Below are 18,921 nucleotides of genomic sequence, written 5' to 3' on the forward strand. Positions count from 1 at the left end.
CACTTATCCTTTTAAAACGTTTCCGCGACCATTAGCTTAAACATAACCGGCCACTCCGCATCGTCGAAAACCGGTTTGGCCGGAGGCATAACAACCAGTCCTTCGGGCGTTTTCTTCCACGACACCTCGGCATCGCTGCCGAGCAGTGAAACTGATTGTATCTGAACATCGCGTCCAACCCCCTCACGTGAAAACGAGGTCAATGTGAAAGGCTCTTCCGGCCATGCCAATCGTGTTGCATAAATAGCCTTTCCATCTTTACTACAGGTATACCGAATATCGCCCGGATGGAGTTTATAGCGTCCCATCTCAACCTTCTCCGGGTCATCATAGACCTTTCCTTTGGATTCATCCTTCGAAATAAATCCCAAGGTCGTTCCTGGCTCCAGCTCTCCGTACACCAACCAGGGACGGCTGGCATGAATCCCTTCGCCAACGACATCCATCCAACGCGCCATTTCTTTCAGATAGGTCACTTCTATGTCCTGCATGGATCCATCTGCTTTTAACGCTAGGTTAAGCAGTATATTTCCATTTTTACTCACCGTATCGATGATCTTGGAGAACAACATCGGTGTAGGCGTCCTTCTGCCGTTGCCCGGGCGATAAAACCATCCACAAATCGAGGCATGGGTCTGCCACTTGTAGGGTGCAATGTCGGCCAGATAACCAGCTTCGTAGTCGGGTATCGCTTCCTCTTTCCACAACGACTCGCGCTTAAAGGTAATAACCGGCTCCCAGCCTCCGGCCTGAGCCTTGTTATAGTAGTTGGCCACAACCCGGCGAAAGGCATCCTGCCACAGGTAGCTGCCGGACTGGCAAAAGACGTCGGCGCTGCCGCCGTCCACAAAAATATAATCCGGTCGGAAGAGCTCAACCAACTCGCCAAGGGTATCCTCCCATTTCTGGATGGACGCGGGTTTGGGCATGCCATTTTCATCCAGACCAATGCCGTACAACTGATCGAAACGCGGGTCGGAGGTATCATACCCCTCCAGCTTCTTGTAGTAGCGACTGTGCCGAGAGGCATGGGTTGATACACCGACCTTGATGTTCCGTTTCCGGGCGGCATCAATCACCTCTTTCGTAGTGTTGCGTTTGGGTCCCATTTTGGCCGCATTGAATTCATCAATGACCTTCGAGTCCCACATGGCAAAACCGTCATGATGTACGGCCTGCGGAACAATATATTTCACCCCGGCCTCATCAAGCAGGCGAACCATCTCTTCCGGCTCAAAGCCGTCGCCGCTCATCAGGGGAATCAAATCCTTGTAACCGAATTCCTTCGGGTCGCCGAACAGCCGTTTATGGATGTGGTAAGCCGTCGATTGCTGGCTATCCGGAAGCAGGACGCTGTTCTTCATGTTGGGATACATATGCTTCCCCCACTGACCCACCGGATTTTTAATGCCCGTATTCGAATCTTGGTACTTTCCTTTCTGCAGACAGAAGTCCGAGATATCCTCGTTCCATTTATCGCCCAAAGCCGTCTGCGGCCCCCAGTGGTAGAAAAACCCGATTTTGGCATCGTTGTACCACTCCGGCACTTCATAGGTGGACAGGCTCTCACGGGTGGGTTCAAACGTCCCGGCTTGCGCAATAGCCGATCCTGAAAACAGGCTCAACATGACAACAGTTACAATTCTATTTTTCATATGATCTTTTCCTTTCTCTCCCGGCGCCAACTACAGGGAAAACTGCGCTGGATCCCAGAAGGGGTTGACTGAATCTTTTTGGTTCGGGCCAGGGGTGCTTCGTCCTTCACGAATGATCGTCTGCAAGGTCTCCGAAAGCCGCTTCCCGATTTCCGGATGTTCCGGGAGAATATTCTCTTCCTCTCTCTGATCGCGGCTCAAATCATAGAGCTCAGCGGTCAAATCGGTACGCTCAGCCCGGTTTTTGTAGAAAAACAGCAGCTTATAATTTCCCTCACGAATAGACAGTTCGCCCTTAATTGAATGATGAATGACTGAAGGAGTCCTTTCCCGCTGTCCGCCGGAAAAAAGAGGAAGAACACTGTGACTGTCTACCGCATCACCATCCGCCAGACGGTATCCGGTCAGCTCGGCGAACGTCGCCATCATGTCGGTGAGGCAGAATGTCTCTTCGCAGATGCTTCCGGCGGGAGCCTTTCCGGGCCAGCGGAGAATAAACGGGACGCGGTGGCCGCCTTCGAAGATTTCGGTTTTCCCGCCCCGGACTTGGTTATCCAACCGTCCTCCGCCGTCATTTTTGATGCTGCGGATTCCATCGCGCGTGCTTCCGTTATCGGTTGAAAAAATAACGATCGTATTGTCCTTAAGCCCGCTGCGATCAATCGCCTTTATGATTTCCCCGGCGGACCAGTCGGTCTGCATGATAAAATCAGCATAGGGGTTGACGCCGCTCTTCCCCAGGAAACGCTCCGAAGGGGCGATCGGAGCATGGGGCGAGGTCAGAGGGACATAGAGGAAAAAGGGCTGTTTCGATGTTGCCGCCTTTTCAAGATAGCCCACGGCTTCCTGGGTAAGGCGTGGCAATATCTTCACAGGATCAAAGTCCTTGGTAGCCGGACCGGTTTTCCCGGTTTTGTAGACACTTTGCTCTCTAAGAATGGTCGGAATTTCCAGCACCCGGTCCTGCTCCATCCATGTGTACGGCGGAAAGTTTGGGAGGTCCAATCCGAAAAAGTAGTCGAACCCATGGTCTGTGGGACCGCCTCGAAACGGCTTGGAAAAGTCGATCCGTTTCCAGTCAAAATCTTTGGTTTTCCGGTTCTTATTACTGGCCGTAAAATCATGTTCATGCCAATCCAGTGCGTCGCGGATGAAACCGCTTTCCTTCAGCTCCCAGTCCATTCCCAGATGCCACTTGCCGACCATGGCCGTGCGATACCCCTGCGCCTTCAGCATTTCCGGAAGCGTCAGACGCTGTGGTTCGATCAAGGATGGATACCAATCCCACAGGACGGAAAACTTGGATGGCGTGCGCCAGCAGTGGCGTCCAGTCAGCAGCCCGTAACGGGTCGGCGTACAGACCGAGGAGCCGGAGTGCGCATCCGTAAAATTGATTCCCTCCGAAACCAGCCGATCCAGACAGGGGGTCGGAACCTTGAATTCGGTATTGTTTGCCTGAATGGAGTCCCGGCCCATGTCATCGGCCAGGATGAATACAATGTTCGGACGGTTTTCCGCCACGACAGCCGACCCTAAAAACAGGCTCAACATGACCACCGTTAAAATTCTATTCAGCATATGATCTACCCCAGATTGTTTTAACGTTTTAACTCGATCTTCAAGACGTAGCAAAAGTCATGATTCGGCCGACTCGACATGTCGACCTGCAATCCATTGGCATTCCGCGTCCAGCTGAGGTCGGTCGAGCCGGGAATCATCTGGATATTCGCGATATCCTCGGTGGCCACATTCCAAGCATCAGCTCCCAGCGCACTCAGTGTGACCGTCGGTTCCACCGGCCAGTCCATAAAGAGGCAATAGACCGTCTTCCCATCCTTACTGCGGGTGTAGCGCCGATCCGCTCCGGTCGCCTTTACAAAATTATTTTTCGGCTGCGCCACCAACGGTCCCTCGCCGTGGGTGTAGAATGGCCGAGTGGCGTAAATGGCTTCGCCGTTAATCGCCAGCCACTCTCCCATTTCCCCAAAAACCTTTTTGCAGTGCCGCGGAATCGTTCCATCGGACTTAGGAATAAAGTTCCACATACCCACGCCATTTTTACTCGTAATATCAATCAGCTTACGGATCTGATGCGGATTGTTATTGATGGAATGATTAAAGTTTTTGTCCTCATAGTAGGATTGGTAAACCCACCCTCCAATCGTGAGATCCACCTGAAAAACATTCGGGGAGATATGATCCTTCGGATAATTCGACCGCTCGTGATTATCGTATCCAATATTGTCATCCGCCACATTCTCATAGGTCTGGTTCTTGATCACAACCACCCCGTCATTCCCCTTCTTGTTGAAGAAATGAGAAAACACCTTCCAATAGCGCTCTTCGTTAATTTTTCCCATCGGAGTTCCGGCCAGAAAACAGAGATGATCGGGATTGGCCGAATCAATGGCACTGTTGGCAATCTGAACCCAGTCATCCATAAAGTTTTCAGTAAACCGATCGCCATCACTCGTGTGGGGATCCAAATACAAATCCGGTGCCTCCGCACCATCGCCGAATTCATGAACCGCCGTATAGATGCGCCACGCTTCGGCATGATGGAACCCCACGGTTACCTTGAGGCCCTTGGCCCGCGTGGCATCGGCCAAGGCTTTGAGGTAATCCATCCGATGCATCCCCTTATCCACGCTATCCCAGATGGTTTCCGGATTATCGTATAGCTGGAAATTTTCACGATGCGATGCATGCATGCCAATAAACCGGGCCCCGGCATCCACGGCCAACTGGGCCCATTCGTCGGCATCAAAAAGGTATGGGTTCCACTGATCGATGATATCCTTCATTCCGACAACCTTGGGATCGCCCCAATATTCCTTCCACCACTTGTAAGACTCTTCTCCCGGAGTATAGCCTTCCTGTAAATCCCACAACACGCCGCCTTTAGGTGCCGCCTCCCAGAGGAACTGTCGTGGCCCCCAATGGGCATAGAGTCCAAACTTGGCATCCTGAAACCATTCCGCTTGCCGGTGCCGCGCACAGGAGGCGCGTGTGGCCTCGTATTGGGTACTAATCTCGTTCGCAGAGGAACTCTCTACCGCCGAACAATTCAGTCCGAAACAAACGGTTGACATAAAGAAAACCAACGTTTCTTTGTAAAATTTCAATTTCATGTTCTACACCTTCTGGTTTATTCGATTTGCATCTTTAGCTTAAAGGTTTGCGATGCGTCCGCTTAATCAGGATCAGTTCATACCGATTTTCAATCCCCACAAATACTTACAGGGCAGCTCTTTCGGCAGCTTCACGATCAAATTGCCATCCTTGAACTCCCACGCAACCGCCGTTTTGGCCCCCAACAGATCCACCTGCCCCGGCTTCGTGCCCCATGGAATCGCCAACGTCTTATCATCAGGCCAAGTCACGAAATAGGCATAAACCGCATCGGCTTTCTGCGTGAAACGAATGGCTTCCTTGTCAAAATGGCCGTGATGATCGATCTCTCCCGTGCCGTGAATTTTCCAAGGTCTGGAACCCGTGATGCCTTCGCCGTTCACCGCCATCCATTCGCCGAGATCCAGCAATGCCTGCTCCTGAAGTTTGGGTAATGTGCCATCGGCCTTCGGCCCAAGGTTAAGCATCAGATTCCCGTTACGACTGACCACATCAATGAACTTGGCTAGAATCGACTTAACCTCGATGGCTTTTTCTCCCTCGATGTAACACCAGCCCGGCTTCTTTACATTCATGTGCGACTCCCAAGGCAACTCGGCAATGGGTCCGGCGGAACCGGGCACCCCTTGTTTCCCTTCGGTGTCATACACGGCCTCGCCGATCTTCATCGCATCCCGCTTCCAGGTAAGCACCACGTCCCGGCCCCATTCATCGCTTTGGTTGTAGTAATAGGCGGTTACGCGGTAAAGAGCCTCCCTGAACATCTCAGTATTGAACTTGGCGTGCCCATCGCATATCCCGCCATCGATAAAGGTGTAGTCCGGTTGGTAGTTATCGATCAGTTCGGTCAACACCCGCTCCCACTGCAACGCATCCTCCGGTCGGGGCGAATCGTTATCGCCCCTCCGCTTTCCGTAGAGTCCCTCATACCGGGGATCCCAGTTATCGAACTCCGGACGGAACGTATAGTAGCGCCAGTGCCGTCCATAATGGGTTGAAACACCCAGCTTAATGTCCTGTTTGCGCATCGCATCGGAAAACTCCTGCACGATGTCCCGCTTGGGTCCCATTTTCACCGCGTTCCACTCGATCTCCTCCGAGTCCCACATGGCAAACCCGTCGTGGTGAATGGCTGGAGCAACAAAATAGCCCGCACCCGATTTTTTCACGAGATCTGCATAGTAGTCGGCATCGAAATTTTCGGCCTTGAACATCGGCACAAAATCCTTGTAGCCGAATTCCTTCTGGTCGCCAAAGGTCTTCCGGTGATAGTCCGCAACCTCTTTTTTATACGGCTTATCGACCCCTTCCACATAGTACATCTGGTTCGGATACCATTCTGTCTTGTAGGCAGGCACAGAGTAGAGGCTCCAGTGCATGGAGACGCCTAACTTGGCCTCCCCAAACCATGGGGCTGTACCGTATTCCGCTAAAGTCTCCGACGTGAATTTCCCCGGTTCTTCCGCAGAACACATAAAAACGGAAAACAGGGCTATTGGGATCATTAATACATTTTTCACTTTATACCTCGATTTGGCTCCTTCGTCTATTATAGCCATAAAACCTACCGCCGCTCACTTCATTATTTCTTCCCATAACTTTCAGGTTTGTAGGGCGTTGGATCCCATGCGGGAAGCCAGCGGGATTTATCCAAATGCCACTTTTGTGCTTCCATGGCTTTTTTCCCTATTTCATCTTTCTTCGCACGCCACTCCGCACAATGAGTCATGTACTCATCTGTAAACGCTGCCAGGGTGCCTGGATCGGCGAGAGGGTCGGCAACGATATCCAGTTGCCAATGCGCCAGCGAAGCCTTCAGGTCCGCCTCGATCTTTTTATACTCCGGGTTGCCGACCAGATTAACCAGCTCGCCCGGATCGCGCTGAAGGTCGAACAATTCAAAGGCAGGCGGCGTTGCACAATGGTTCCACACATCACTGCCCTCCATCATCTTTCCAAGCTGGAAACTGGCGCTGAGGTTGCCCGGACGAGCGGTCGCTCCATCGCCCAGCAAATGATGGATCAACTTGAAGCGCCCATCGGTTACTGTGCGCGCCGGCCAATAATTATCCTCGCCGGTGGTATGGCTGTTATACGCAGAGTAGAGCAGTTTGCGGTCACCCAATGGCCGCTCGCCGGTCAGCACCGGAATAATCGATTTGCCCGGCAGATAGTCGGGTTTGGGCAGCTCGGCCAAATCCAGGAAGGTCGGCATGAGGTCGACAAATGAAACGAGAGCCTCGGAACGGGTATTGGGTTTCACGACGCCCGGCCATTTCACAATGAAGGGCACGTGCAATCCAAATTCATAGGAAGTCGTTTTTCCGCGATAAAGCCCGGACGGTCCGTGGTCGGATGAGAAGATGACAATGGTGTTGTCGGCATGTCCATATTGCTTCAGCAACGCGAGCACCTTTTCGACAAAGTAGTCCACACGCTGGATGGCTCCATAGTAGGTGGCCAAATATTCCCGCACCTGATCCGTCATTTCCACCTCGCCCCACTGCGGGAGCGGCTTGACGGTTTTCGGGTCGACCGGTTTAAAGCCCAACTTCGATTTTTCGCCGCGAATCGGCTCAAAGTTTGGCGACCAATCCTCATGTGAATCATTGGTCTGGGCCTGGAAATAGAACTTTTCCCCCTTCGGCAAATTTTGCAGAAAATGCTCAAACCCATCGATGCAGTTGGATACCTGAAACCTTCCGGGATCCTTGCCCAAGGCGTTTTTCATATATTTATACTGCCGATCAAAAGGAACAGCCGTATACGGCTCGACACCGATCTTGTAAGAGATGCCTGTCGCATATCCGGCGTCCTTAAACATCTTCACAAAAGTCGGAACCCCGTCGCGATAATGAAACCCGTGCGTCTTATCGAACGCCCACATACCGTTTTGGTGCGGATAGAGACCCGTAAATAGACTACCACGCGAAGGAGCACAAGACGTAGCCGTCACATGCACCCGCTCAAATACCATCCCCTCTTCCGCCAGCTTGCTGAGCGCGGGCGTTTCCTGCGTGGTGTCACCATATGCCGGGATTTCGCAGCCCATATCCTCCATATGAATAAACAGAATATTAGGGGTTGTTGCGGCCTCTGCCACCAAGGCCAGCAACACCGCCCCCATACATGCAATCATGGTCTTTTTCATTTCGTTGACTCCCGTAAATAGGTGTGTTTCCCCACGCTGATTCGATTCGCACTCAGCCTTTTAATCGGAGCGAGGGTGCCGCTTTTCCAAATGATAAAAAGCTGCCCGTCACTCTCTTCCCATTTCAACTTGGCTCCGGCAACACTAACCGCAGTGTAGTCGCTGTTAAATGTAAAGCTCTTGCCGGGATCATCTTCCTGCCGCCAATCTCCAACCAAAAAGCCAGCTGCGTTCATTGGAGAATCTTTCCTCTCCGCATTCGCTTTAGGAGGAAGCTTGTATTTTGAAAGATCCGGTCGCTGATCCGTAAGCCCAAACAGATACGATGTGTGATCCAGCAGCGCCTGCGTGGAGGCTGTTTGATACGGTTCTTTATTAAAGAAAGCATGCCCCGCCCCTTCATAGGCCAGCACCTCGGCATTTCCCCCTTTGGCTCGAATCGCCTCGGCAAAGCGATAGGCCTGCTCAATGACGACCGTCGTGTCTGCCGTGCCGTGGTAGAGGAAGGTATCGGGCGGAGGCGTCTTGATGAGATAGATGGCTGAAGCTTTTTTCTTTTCTGCTTCGGTGGTGCCGGTGTAGTCGCCACCGCCAAATTTTCCGCCGTTGCGCTCATACGCATCGAAGAGACCATTGTAGCCATCATAGCAGATGCACTCCGGCGTCAGTTGCGCCGCAATCGCCGAGAGATGCCCGCCAGCCGAACCACCCGCGAGGCCGACGCGCGTGAAATCGAGATTCAGTTCCTTCGCACGCTGTCGCACAAAGTCGATGGCATCCATCACGTCGCCGATCGCCTCGGGATATTTTGCGCCTTTGCTTTTCCAACGGTATTCCATCCGCACGCCGGCAATCCCTTGGTCGGCCAGCACGAAGGATTCGTGTGTAAACTGCGCCTTGCTGCCGGTCGCCCACGCTCCGCCGTGAACAAAGAAGACCACAGGAAATGGGCCGCCTTGTTTCGGGCGGACGACCCGCATATCCAAATCGAGTTTACTTCCGTCCGGCAGGGCTACGGTCTTGAACACAAACCGCTCCGAACTGACAGCGGGATTCATTGCCTGGTATTCGGCCGAAATCTCTTCCGCCCGCGCCTGCTGCTCCTCCCATGTGCCCTTGCCGAAAGCGGAGGCGGCACATAAAGCAACTAGAATAAAAATTCTCATTTGAGACTCCCGTAGTTTTCAAACACCAGCTTTTCGTGGGCTTTCACCACGCCTGCATATTCAGGATTATCCAGTATGCTAACGGTTTCCTCGGGATCCTTGCGGTGGTCGTAGAGCTCGCGCCAGACCACATCCGAGGGATCGTCGAGCCCGCGCCATTCCACATAGCGGAAATCCTTCGTCCGCACCGAATAGGCCATCACTTGGCTCTCCGCTTTTTTGCGGTTGACCGGGCGGATCTGGCTGAAGGCCGCTTCCTTGCCATTCCCCTTTCCTTCGACGACCGGCAGAAAGCTTTTGCCTTCCACAAAGTCCGGTATTTTGAGGCCGGCATATTCGCACAACGTCGGGTAGATATCGACCGACTCGACGATCGCCTGCGTTTCGCCGGAGATCTTCTGCCTGTCCGGGAAGCGCGCCAGCAGCGGCGAGCGCATGGACTGCTCAAACTGCGTGTGCTTGGCCCAGCGTCCATGGTCGCCGAGATGGAAGCCGTGGTCGCCCCAGATCACCACGGCGGTGTTTTCGGCTAATCCGGTTTTTTCCAATGTTTGGAAAATCCGTCCCACCTGCGCGTCGATAAAACTGACGCAGGCATAGTAGGCATGGATCAGGTCGCGGGTCTGCTTTCCACCGACCCCGTTATCGCCCGAAAAGAGATTTCCTTCTGAGTCGCCGTACGACGAAATCTCGGTCCAATTATACATGAAGTCGCCCGCGCCCTTCGGCAGGCTCGCCGGATCAATCGCTGAAATTTCGTCGTCCGAATAGAGATCCCAGTATTTCTTTGGCGCCACAAACGGCAGGTGCGGCTTGTAGAACCCGCCGGCAATGAAGAAGAGTCGGTCTTTGTTTTCTTCCAAGGCCTGGATCACCTTATCGGCGGTCTGGAAATCGTTGTGCTTCGAATCGGGACCGTCGTAGATTTCGTAGGCGGGCCGCCACTGGTTTTTCTTTCCTTCGACATATTCGAAATCAACATAGCAGGTCCAACCACTCTCGGGATGCCACGCGGTTTCGCTCCAACCGAATCCTTTGCCAACCCCTTTGCTGTGATAGGTCTTGCCGAAGCTCAACGTTTTATAGCCGTGATCCATGAAATACCGGGGCATCGTCGGATGCGTATCGGGCCGTTTCGAAATTTGCCACGAATTTCCGATCTCATAGATTCCGGTCGAGTCTGGCCGCAGGCCGCCCATCATCGAGGCCCGCGAGGGGCCGCAGACCGGCCACTGAATATAGTGCCGTGTGAACGCCGCCCCCGACTGAGCAAATTTATCCAGATTCGGTGTTTTCGCCGCGCCGCCATAGCAGCCCATTACCGGCCGGATGTCGTCGATGCAGATGAGCAGCACATTCTTGTTTTCGGCCATGGAAACCGAAGCAAGCGTTATAAGCAGGAGGGAAAGCATTCGTTTCATATCAATATTCCATTGGAGTTGTGCGCCCGGTTTCTTCGGTATCGCGGGCCGTGTAGAATTGTTTGATCATCCGTTCGATGCGCGGTTTGTACTCCGGATTGCGGACCAGGTTTTTGGCTTCGTCCTCAAGCGGGTTATCGCTCATATCAAAAAGGGCAACCGGGCTGATGGTGCCGTTCATAAAGGCCCATTTCTTGTGCCCCTTGCTCTGCACATCCCATTTGCCTATCAGCTTCCATTTTCCATCAAAGACCGAAACGGCGTCCTCCATTTTTTTTGCACCGAGCTGTTTGCCTTGGTACAGACGACCGTTCGTGATGATCGCCTGATCACGAAACGGGGCATCGGGCTTGCCCAGCAACAGAGGCAGATAACTGAACGAATCGCGCGCCTGGTCTTTCGGAATGTCGCGGCCGGTCAGTTCATAAAGCGTCGCCATCAGATCGAGCACCAGGATGCGCTTATCGCAAACTGTGCCGGGTTTAATTTTTCCGGGCCAGCTCGCCACGAACGGGACACGGTGTCCCCCTTCGTAGGCGCTGGATTTTTCGGCCCGCAGCCCGTTGCTCGAAAGGTGCCCGTTGATGTCGGTATCGTCCAGTGCCAGCCCGCCGTTGTCTGAGGTAGCCACGAACAATGTATTTTCCCACAGCCCTTCGTCTTTAAGTTTCCGGATCAGCGCCCCCACCTGCAGATCGAACTCGACAATCATATCGCCCAGCTCCGAATGCGTTTGCCCTTTGACCGGTTTCCCGAAAAAATCATCGGGCGGCGAATGCGGGTGGTGCACGGCCTGCGAACAGAAATAGAGGAAGAACGGATTGCGCTTTTCACGCCCGATAAAATCGATCGCCTTCTGCGTAAGAATCGGTCCCGCCTGGCGGGAGTCATAGTTTGAGTCGCCCAGACTTGCCCCGGCCCCCTTGGAGCCCAGCTTGCAACCCTTGGGCATATCGCTCCATTTCAGCGGCTTCATAACGGAATCCGACCCGAGTTTCATCCACCGGTCATTTTCAAAGAAGGCGAACGGCGGACCCTGGATGCCGCCCGGAAGCGTCAGCGAATAATCGAATCCAAGGCTGCCGGGACCGCCGGCGGCAAACCCGCGCGCCGCGTCAATCTGGTCGGCTTCTTTTCCCCAGGGCGAGCCGTCGTAGATTTTGTCCGTGCCCTGCCGATACCACTGCCCGCCGAGATGCCATTTGCCGAAAAAGGCCGTTCTATAGCCTGCTTCCTGCATCACGTTACCGATCGTTTTCTGACCGGGCTGGATGGCGGATTTTTCGCCGGAACCCCAAACGCCCCATGGAAGATGGCAGCGGAAGGTATAGTTGCCGGTCATCACCGTGTAGCGCGTCGGCGCACAAAGCGACTCCGCATGGACGTGATCGAACCGCATGCCCTGCTCATAAAGCAAATCAAGGTTCGGCGTCGGAATCACCGGCTCTTCGCCGGTGCGTTGACGATGATAAAAACCAACATCACCGACCCCGAGATCATCGGCCATGATGAACACCACGTTCGGCAATGGTTCGCCCGTGGAAATCTGTGCGATAGCTGCGAGAACAGCGACTAAACCCTTCAGTATAATTTGCTTCATGATCATCCTATACTATGGAGCGATTACCAATGCTTCAGAATGGACAGCGAAATACAGACAGCACTCCTTTTTTGTCCAACTGTTTTACTTATATTTACTCGTATTATTTTTATTTGTTCTTCTGTTCCGCCATTGCTAGCGTATTGCTTTTTGGTCGCCATGCGCCATCGGTCTACCATCATGCACGCGAGGATCAAAACGGGTACCGCCAACAGAACAAAGTTCCTTTTTATGAAAAAAGCGCACTGGGCGCAGGTGCGCCGACCGCCTCTTATTTTACGTCAATCTTGAACATAACCGGCCAGTTCTGATCCTTGAACACCGGAACGGACGGAACCTGAATAGCGATTCCTTTGGCAGTACGTTTCCAATCGATTTTCTCATCGCGGCCCAACAAGGAGACATTTCCAACCTCGACATCTTCGCCTATGCCGCCTTCCGCAAAGGAGGTCAGGGTAAAGTCCATTTTCGGCCAAGCCAGAATCGTGGCATAGATGGTCTTTTCATCCTTGCTGCGTGTATAGCGGATGTCATTTTCATTCAGATTCATGCGCCCCGCCGGAATCGCTTCCGGATCTTTATAGACCTTTCCTTTATGCGTATTTTCTTTTGCATCAAGCCTGCTCCCGGAGCCGAGTTCGCCATACACCCGCCACGGCCGACTGGCATAGATGCCTTCGCCAAGCGTACCAGTCCACTCCGCCATGTCCTTAAGAAACTGGATTTCCGCCTCCTGAATAGATCCGTCGGGGGCAATCGCCAGATTCAACAGCATATTCCCGTTTTTGCTGACCGTATCGATGATCTTGCGAAAATTCACATGTGATGGCACCACCCACTGCCCGGGACGATAAAACCAACCGCAGGTGTTCGCATGCGTCTGCCAGACATAAGGAGCCTTATCAAACAAGTACCCGGCCTCATAATCCGGAACCGCTTCTTCCTTGTAGAGCGATTCGCGTTTGAATGTGATAACGGGTTCCACACCGAATTCCCGGGAGCGGTTGTAGTAGTTGGCAACAACGCGACGAAACGCATCGTTCACCACATAGCTGCCTTTCATGCAGAACGTATCCGCGGTCCCGCCATCCACAAAAATGTAGTCCGGATGGAAGAATTCCACCAGTTCCGCCAAGGTATCTTCCCACTTACGGACGGCGGCGGGCTTCGGAATGCCGCCCTTGCCCAGACCTTCACCATAAAGCTGAACATATTGCGGATCGCTTACGTCATACCCCGGCGTCTTTGGATAATACCAGGAGTGCCGTGCGACATGTGTTGACACTCCGACCTTGATGCCTCGCGCACGTGCCGCGTCAACAACGAGCTTGGTCGTGTTCTTTTTCGGCCCCATCTTGGCGGCGTTGTATTGATCAATCACTTTCGAATCCCACATGGCAAAACCATCGTGATGAACCGCCATCGGGACGATGTATTTCACTCCGGCTTCATCCAGAAGTTGAACCATCTCTTCCGGATCGAAGTTTTCACCGGTCAGCAAGGAAATCAGTTCCTTGTATCCGAACTCCTTCGGATCTCCAAAAAACTTTTTGTGAAGGAAATAGTTGGAGTTTTGCTCATGATCGGGTTTCCCCGGCCGTGGATACATATTTGCCCCCCACTGACCCACGGGATTTTTCTTGGCCAATCCAGAATCCTTATACTTTCCATTCTGCTGGCAGAAATCCACCTCATCCTTGTTGAAATGAAGCCCCGGAACGGAACCCGGCCCCCAATGATAAAAGAAACCGATTTTCGCGTCTCGATACCATTCGGGAACCTCGTAATTCGAAAGGCTCTCACGGGTCGGCTCGTATACCGTAGAAGAGGCTCCGAGGCTGGTTGTTGCGATGCCAATCAGAATGGCGAATATGAGTCGATTCACTTAAATCTCCTTAATATTATGATTATCAACATCCAAATCCCTCCACCCCTTCATAGGCGAACAAAACAAAATAAACCATCCTTGAGCGCCATAGTCAAACTGTTTTACTAATTCTCGTATTATTTTATTTGCGCTTTAGTTCAACGGTTGCTAGCGTATTGCTCATTGGTCGCCATGCGCCATCAATGCTACCATAATGCAAGCGAGGATCAAAATGGGTACAGCTCAACAGGACAAAGTTCCTTTTTATGAAAAATCCGCTCTGGGCGTAGGCGCGCTAGCCGCCTTCTTCGGCTATGCCGGCGTCAGCATCCTCGCCTATCCCGTGTACAATATGATGCTCGGCGTTAGCGCCGCATGGATCGGAGTCGCCCTGATGATCCCCCGCCTGTGGGACGCAATCACCGACCCGGTCATGGGCAAGATTTCCGACAACTTCCACTCGCGCCTCGGCCGACGGAAACCCTTCATTGTTGGCGGTGCTATTTCCATGGGCATTCTGTTTGCCCTGCTGTGGCATGTCCCCACCGGATGGAGTGATCAGCTCAAGATCACGTATTTCATCGTCATGCAGTTGCTTTATTTTACCGCCTACACCGTCTTTTCAGTGCCCTACAACGCGCTCACCTACGAAATGACGCCCGACTACAACGAACGAACCCGCGTCATGGCCTTCTGTGCCTTTTTCCATAAAACCGGAGAACTGCTCGGCGGCTGGATGCTGCCGATCGCCACCGCGCTGGGCATCTGGCTGGTGGCGGACGCCCAGGAACTCAACATGTCCGGCGTGCAGGCCATGGGCTGGATCGTCGGCGTCGTCATCATGCTCGGCATTGGCTCTATGCCCGGCCTGATCGTCAAGGAGCGCTTCAAAAAGAAAACGCAGGTGCAGCAAAAAGTGAAACTGTGGGACAGCATCAAAGGCTCCTGCTCCAGTCCGGCCTTCCTGATTCTCGTGGCGATCATCGTGCTGAATACGCTGTCCGGCGTGCTGGCTATGGGCATCGATCAATACCTGCTCGTCTACTTCATGAACAACGGCGACATGGCCGCCGGGCTCATTCAGAAAGGGTTGCTGACCTCCGGCTACGGCATCGTCGGCTTCGCCTCCATCCCGGTCATTACCTGGCTCGCCGGGAAATTCGGAAAGAAGGGCTCGCTCTTCTTCGTCTATGGGCTGATGGTGTTCGGCGGCATTATGAAATGGTTCATCTTCACCCCCGGCCATCCCATCTTTTATATAGGCAAAGTGGCGATCGATCCGATCATCCTGATCGACCCCCTGCTCTGCGGCCCTATGTGGGTTGCCGTGAAAATCATGCTGGCTTCGATGATGGCCGACATCTGCGACGAAGATGAACTCAAACATGATCAGCGTCGCGAAGGCATGTTCAGCGCCGTCTTTTCCTGGATTGAAAAAATGGTGGTTTCCCTCGCCTATCTTGGCACCGGCTTCGCGCTGGCCCTCGCCCACTTCAATCCTGAGTTGGGCGGCGCGCAAGCGCCCGAAACCTTCACCCGCATGCGCCTGTTTCTGGCTGGTGCCCCTGCACTAACAGCGATCTTCGCCATCGTTGCCCTCTTCTTCTATCCCATCACCGCCAAACGGGCAGCGAATACCCGCCAACAACTCGAAGACCGTCGCGGAACCGTCTAATGAAAATACTTTTAAACACCCGCTTCGCCCAAGGCACTAAGAGCTCCAAGCTTCGTGCACTTCGTGCCTTAGTGTTTAAAACTGCGCTCGCACCGTTCCTGCTAACCGCACCGGTCTTTGCCGAAGGCGAAGCGTTTGAGCCAACTTCCAAGGCGCAACTGGATGCGTTCTATTCAAAACCCGAACGTGCGGTTTCCATCACGGTTCGAACAAAAGAAAAACTGCACACCGTCAATCCGGCGTTTCTCGGCATCAACCTCAGCTACTTCAACACGACCGACGACCTCTGGAACAGCTATGGCCTTCAGGCCAAACTCAAGCAGGCAAACGTCGGAGCCCTGCGCTATCCCGGCGGAGAGGAAACCTCGTTCTTCCATTGGAAGCATCCCGGCGTGAACGGCTACGAAGACTGCTGGGACGATCCCTCCAAACATGGCATCAGCCCCGGACGCGGGCGTTTTCAAACCAGCTGGGTTGCTCCTGAAAAATGGAATGCCAACAAAAGCTTCATGGACTTCGACGAGTTCATGGCAACCTGCATCGCGCTCGGTGCCGAACCCATTGTCGGCCTGAACCTCTCGTCCGGAAAAAAACACAACCGCCGCGCCGACGGCATCGCCGAGGCCCTCGAGTGGATGCGCTGCTGTAAAGAAAAGGGATACAAGGTCAAGTATTGGTTTCTCGACAATGAACCCTGGCACCACGAAGCCGCCCATACCTTTTCACACAGTGAATACGCCGAGGAAGTGCTCGCCTACGGAAAAGCCATCAAGGCGGAATTCCCCGACGCGAAACTCATCGTCAACCCGACCTCCTCCAGCAAACTGCATGCAGACAGCATCACACAATTCATGCAGTGCGCCAGTTCCGTGATCGACTATATCGATGTGCACTGGTACTGGGCATGGGGCAAGGGCTCGCTCGAACACTGGCTGGCGCACACGCCGCTCACGAACGAAGACAAATGGAAAACCCCAGAGGAAATCCGTACCTATGCCGAAGATATTGCGCTCATACGCGGCGCCGCGGCCAAGGCAGGGTTTCCAGACATTGGAATTGTTGCGCTGGAATGGAACATTGCCCCGAGCGACTGGAGCCAGACGTTTAATCAATCGCTGATCGCCGTCATCCAGGCGGAGCTGCTGATGGAGTTTGCGGCAAACAACGTCGAGCTCACCGGCCTCTGGCCGCTCATCTGGCAAACGTCGCGCGAGGTCTGGAGCGAGCAGGACAGCTTTCCCTCCATCGTTACTTCCGATCCCCCGTTCAACGAAACGCTGTCGTTGCACATGTACCGCATGCTTTCAGGCATTGCTGGAAAACAGCTGGTTAAAATCGAAAGCCATCAGGATGATGTCGTGGTGGTCGCCACCGCTGATCTGCTGCTGGTCATCAATAAAAACCCTTTGCGGCGCCGTGTTACCGTCAGCCACGATCTTCCAATCCTTGGAAATGCCACCGGTGAAATGGTCGGCATGAAACACCAGATCGTACAAACCATCAAAATCCAAACACTGGAAAAACAACTCTGCTTCTTCGCGGAACCTTTTTCCTTCAACGCCATCAGGATCAGCCAATGAACCGAAGAAACTTCCTTGCAACATCAGCCGCCGCGACCGTCCTTCCAACCCTGGGCTTGTCCGCCGAAGCCTTGGCGAAGGCGGAAAAACCGGCACAGCCGAAAAACATCCTCTTCATCTTCATGGAAGACATGGGCCGTCAGATTGGCCCGTACGGGGACTCGACCGCTCCGACGCCGCGCCTCGACGCCCTCGCCAAGCAAGGCGTCGTTTTCGAAAACACCCACTGCACACAACCCACCTGCAGCCCCTCCCGCTCCAGCATCTTTTCCGGCCTCTACCCGCACCAGAGCGGCCACATGGGTCTCGCCAAGTCCGGCGGCTTCCATTTCAAAAAAGGAATTGAACCCTTCCTGAAACAACTCAAGGAGCAGCACTACTACACCGGCCGCTCCTACAAAATCCACGTCGATCCCGAACAAACCATCCAGCAATATTTCGACAAAAACTATGATTTTCAGCGCTTCAAAAAGGACGGCACCAACACGCACGACCACCGGCAGGCGTTGAAATACATGGAAGATTTCCTTTCCGGCCACAAAGAAGGGCAGCCTTTCTTCTACATGGCCCAGACCTCCGACACGCACCGCAGCTTCGTCCAAAAAAACCTGATCAATGAACCGTTCCAATCATTGGAAGGCTACAAGAAAATGACGAAGGAATCCGTCTCGCCTCTTCCAGCCTTTGGAAAAGACATCGACTTCAAGTTTGCGCAGGATGTGGCCGACTACTACAACGCCATCCAGCGCGTCGACGCCTTCGCCGGCGGCTGCCTCGACCTGCTCGAAAAGCACGGGCTGGCCAACGATACCGTCGTTATCTTTTCCGCCGACCACGGCCCCTGCTACGGACGCGGCAAGCTGTCGTTGCACGACTTCGGCACCCACGTCCCGTTCATCGTCCGCTGGCCCGGCAGCACGCGCAACGGGCAGCGATCGACCGCGCTCGTTTCGCTGATTGATCTGCCCTCCACCTTTGTGCGGATCGCCGGAGCGGAAATCCCTGCGCACTACCAAGGCAAGTCCATCGAACCGCTTCTGATGGACTCCAAGGCCGACGCAGACTTCCGCGACCGGCTGTTCACGGAATACACCACGCACTGCCCAATCGACGACTACGCCCCGACCAGAGCCGTTCAGGCCCAACGCTACAAACTGGTTCACCACCTGCTCGCCGGACAAATTGAATATCCGGCCGACGGCGTGCATGCCGAAGGCTGCCCCGATGTCTGGGCCGCGCTCAAATCACCGAAGGGAACCGTAGCCAGGACAACCTACGACGAATTCGTCAATCCCCCCGAGTTCCAGCTCTATGACCGACAGGCCGATCCCGACGAACACAACAACCTCGCCGCCAATCCTGAATACGCCGAAGTCCTGAAGAAACTGAAGGCCGAACTCATGCGATGGCGCAAAGAAACCAAAGATCCTTTCCTCAACGAGGACTACACCACGCGCTTCACCCAACAGACCATCGACCACCAGAAAAAAGTGGAGCAATGGGAAGCCGACAACCCTGGAAAGAGCGTCTGGAACACCCCCGTCATCCGCCCCGACCTAGGAAGCTTTATCCAATAATCTTTGCAGGTGATTTCCTTCTCGAAAATTATGAGCTGATTATGAGATATTGCTACGTGTAGATGCAGAGCATTGCATAGGATCGCATGGCTCTGGA

At 53.7% G+C, this 18,921-nt stretch carries 12 protein-coding genes; 3 read left to right on the plus strand and 9 right to left on the minus strand.

Features of this window, described 5'->3' with window-relative positions; translation table 11 throughout:
• Window positions 1-11 precede the first annotated feature (11 nt).
• From SCARR_RS19480 to SCARR_RS19520, 9 genes are all read right to left on the minus strand, one after another.
• Window positions 12-1,655 (minus strand): alpha-L-fucosidase, encoded by a 1,644-nt coding sequence (locus SCARR_RS19480; RefSeq protein WP_136063321.1) that lies wholly within the window; start codon window positions 1,653-1,655, stop codon window positions 12-14.
• Between the two features lie 30 nt (window positions 1,656-1,685).
• Window positions 1,686-3,233, minus strand: a complete 1,548-nt coding sequence (locus SCARR_RS19485; RefSeq protein WP_136063322.1) for a sulfatase-like hydrolase/transferase — start codon at window positions 3,231-3,233, stop codon at window positions 1,686-1,688.
• Between the two features lie 20 nt (window positions 3,234-3,253).
• The gene (locus SCARR_RS19490; protein WP_136063323.1) at window positions 3,254-4,786 is read right to left on the minus strand and encodes an alpha-L-fucosidase; all 1,533 of its coding nucleotides are present in this window, start codon (window positions 4,784-4,786) and stop codon (window positions 3,254-3,256) included.
• Window positions 4,787-4,858: 72 nt separating this feature from the next.
• Window positions 4,859-6,307, minus strand: coding sequence for an alpha-L-fucosidase (locus SCARR_RS19495; RefSeq protein WP_168433446.1), 1,449 nt, complete (start codon window positions 6,305-6,307; stop codon window positions 4,859-4,861).
• Between the two features lie 62 nt (window positions 6,308-6,369).
• A complete protein-coding gene (locus tag SCARR_RS19500; protein WP_136063325.1) occupies window positions 6,370-7,938 on the minus strand; it encodes a sulfatase family protein in 1,569 nt (522 codons plus the stop codon).
• Window positions 7,935-9,104, minus strand: coding sequence for an alpha/beta hydrolase (locus SCARR_RS19505; RefSeq protein ID WP_136063326.1), 1,170 nt, complete (start codon window positions 9,102-9,104; stop codon window positions 7,935-7,937). Before SCARR_RS19505 ends, SCARR_RS19500 begins: the two co-directional genes overlap by 4 nt.
• Entirely contained in the window at window positions 9,101-10,525 is a 1,425-nt protein-coding gene (locus SCARR_RS19510; RefSeq protein ID WP_136063327.1) for a sulfatase, read from the minus strand. The genes SCARR_RS19505 and SCARR_RS19510 overlap by 4 nt, the downstream gene beginning before the upstream one ends.
• Window position 10,526: 1 nt before the next feature.
• Window positions 10,527-12,125 carry a sulfatase family protein gene (locus tag SCARR_RS19515; protein ID WP_168433447.1) on the minus strand — a complete coding sequence of 533 codons (1,599 nt, stop codon included), beginning with the start codon at window positions 12,123-12,125 and terminating at the stop codon, window positions 10,527-10,529.
• A gap of 271 nt (window positions 12,126-12,396) precedes the next feature.
• On the minus strand, window positions 12,397-14,010 hold the full coding sequence (locus tag SCARR_RS19520) for an alpha-L-fucosidase (RefSeq protein ID WP_136063329.1): 1,614 nt from the start codon (window positions 14,008-14,010) through the stop codon (window positions 12,397-12,399).
• Window positions 14,011-14,224: 214 nt separating this feature from the next.
• Here SCARR_RS19520 and SCARR_RS19525 point away from each other — a divergent pair, with 214 nt between their 5' ends.
• The 3 genes from SCARR_RS19525 to SCARR_RS19535 are packed head-to-tail and all read left to right on the plus strand — an operon-like array spanning window position 14,225 to window position 18,824.
• Window positions 14,225-15,667, plus strand: a complete 1,443-nt coding sequence (locus tag SCARR_RS19525; RefSeq protein WP_168433448.1) for an MFS transporter — start codon at window positions 14,225-14,227, stop codon at window positions 15,665-15,667.
• Entirely contained in the window at window positions 15,667-17,247 is a 1,581-nt protein-coding gene (locus tag SCARR_RS19530) for a hypothetical protein (RefSeq protein ID WP_136063331.1), read from the plus strand. The genes SCARR_RS19525 and SCARR_RS19530 overlap by 1 nt, the downstream gene beginning before the upstream one ends.
• Window positions 17,244-18,824: a sulfatase-like hydrolase/transferase gene (locus SCARR_RS19535; protein WP_136063332.1), complete on the plus strand. Its 1,581-nt coding sequence runs from the start codon at window positions 17,244-17,246 to the stop codon at window positions 18,822-18,824. The genes SCARR_RS19530 and SCARR_RS19535 overlap by 4 nt, the downstream gene beginning before the upstream one ends.
• Window positions 18,825-18,921 lie beyond the last annotated feature (97 nt).

Source organism: Pontiella sulfatireligans (genome assembly GCF_900890705.1).
Lineage (GTDB): Bacteria > Verrucomicrobiota > Kiritimatiellia > Kiritimatiellales > Pontiellaceae > Pontiella > Pontiella sulfatireligans.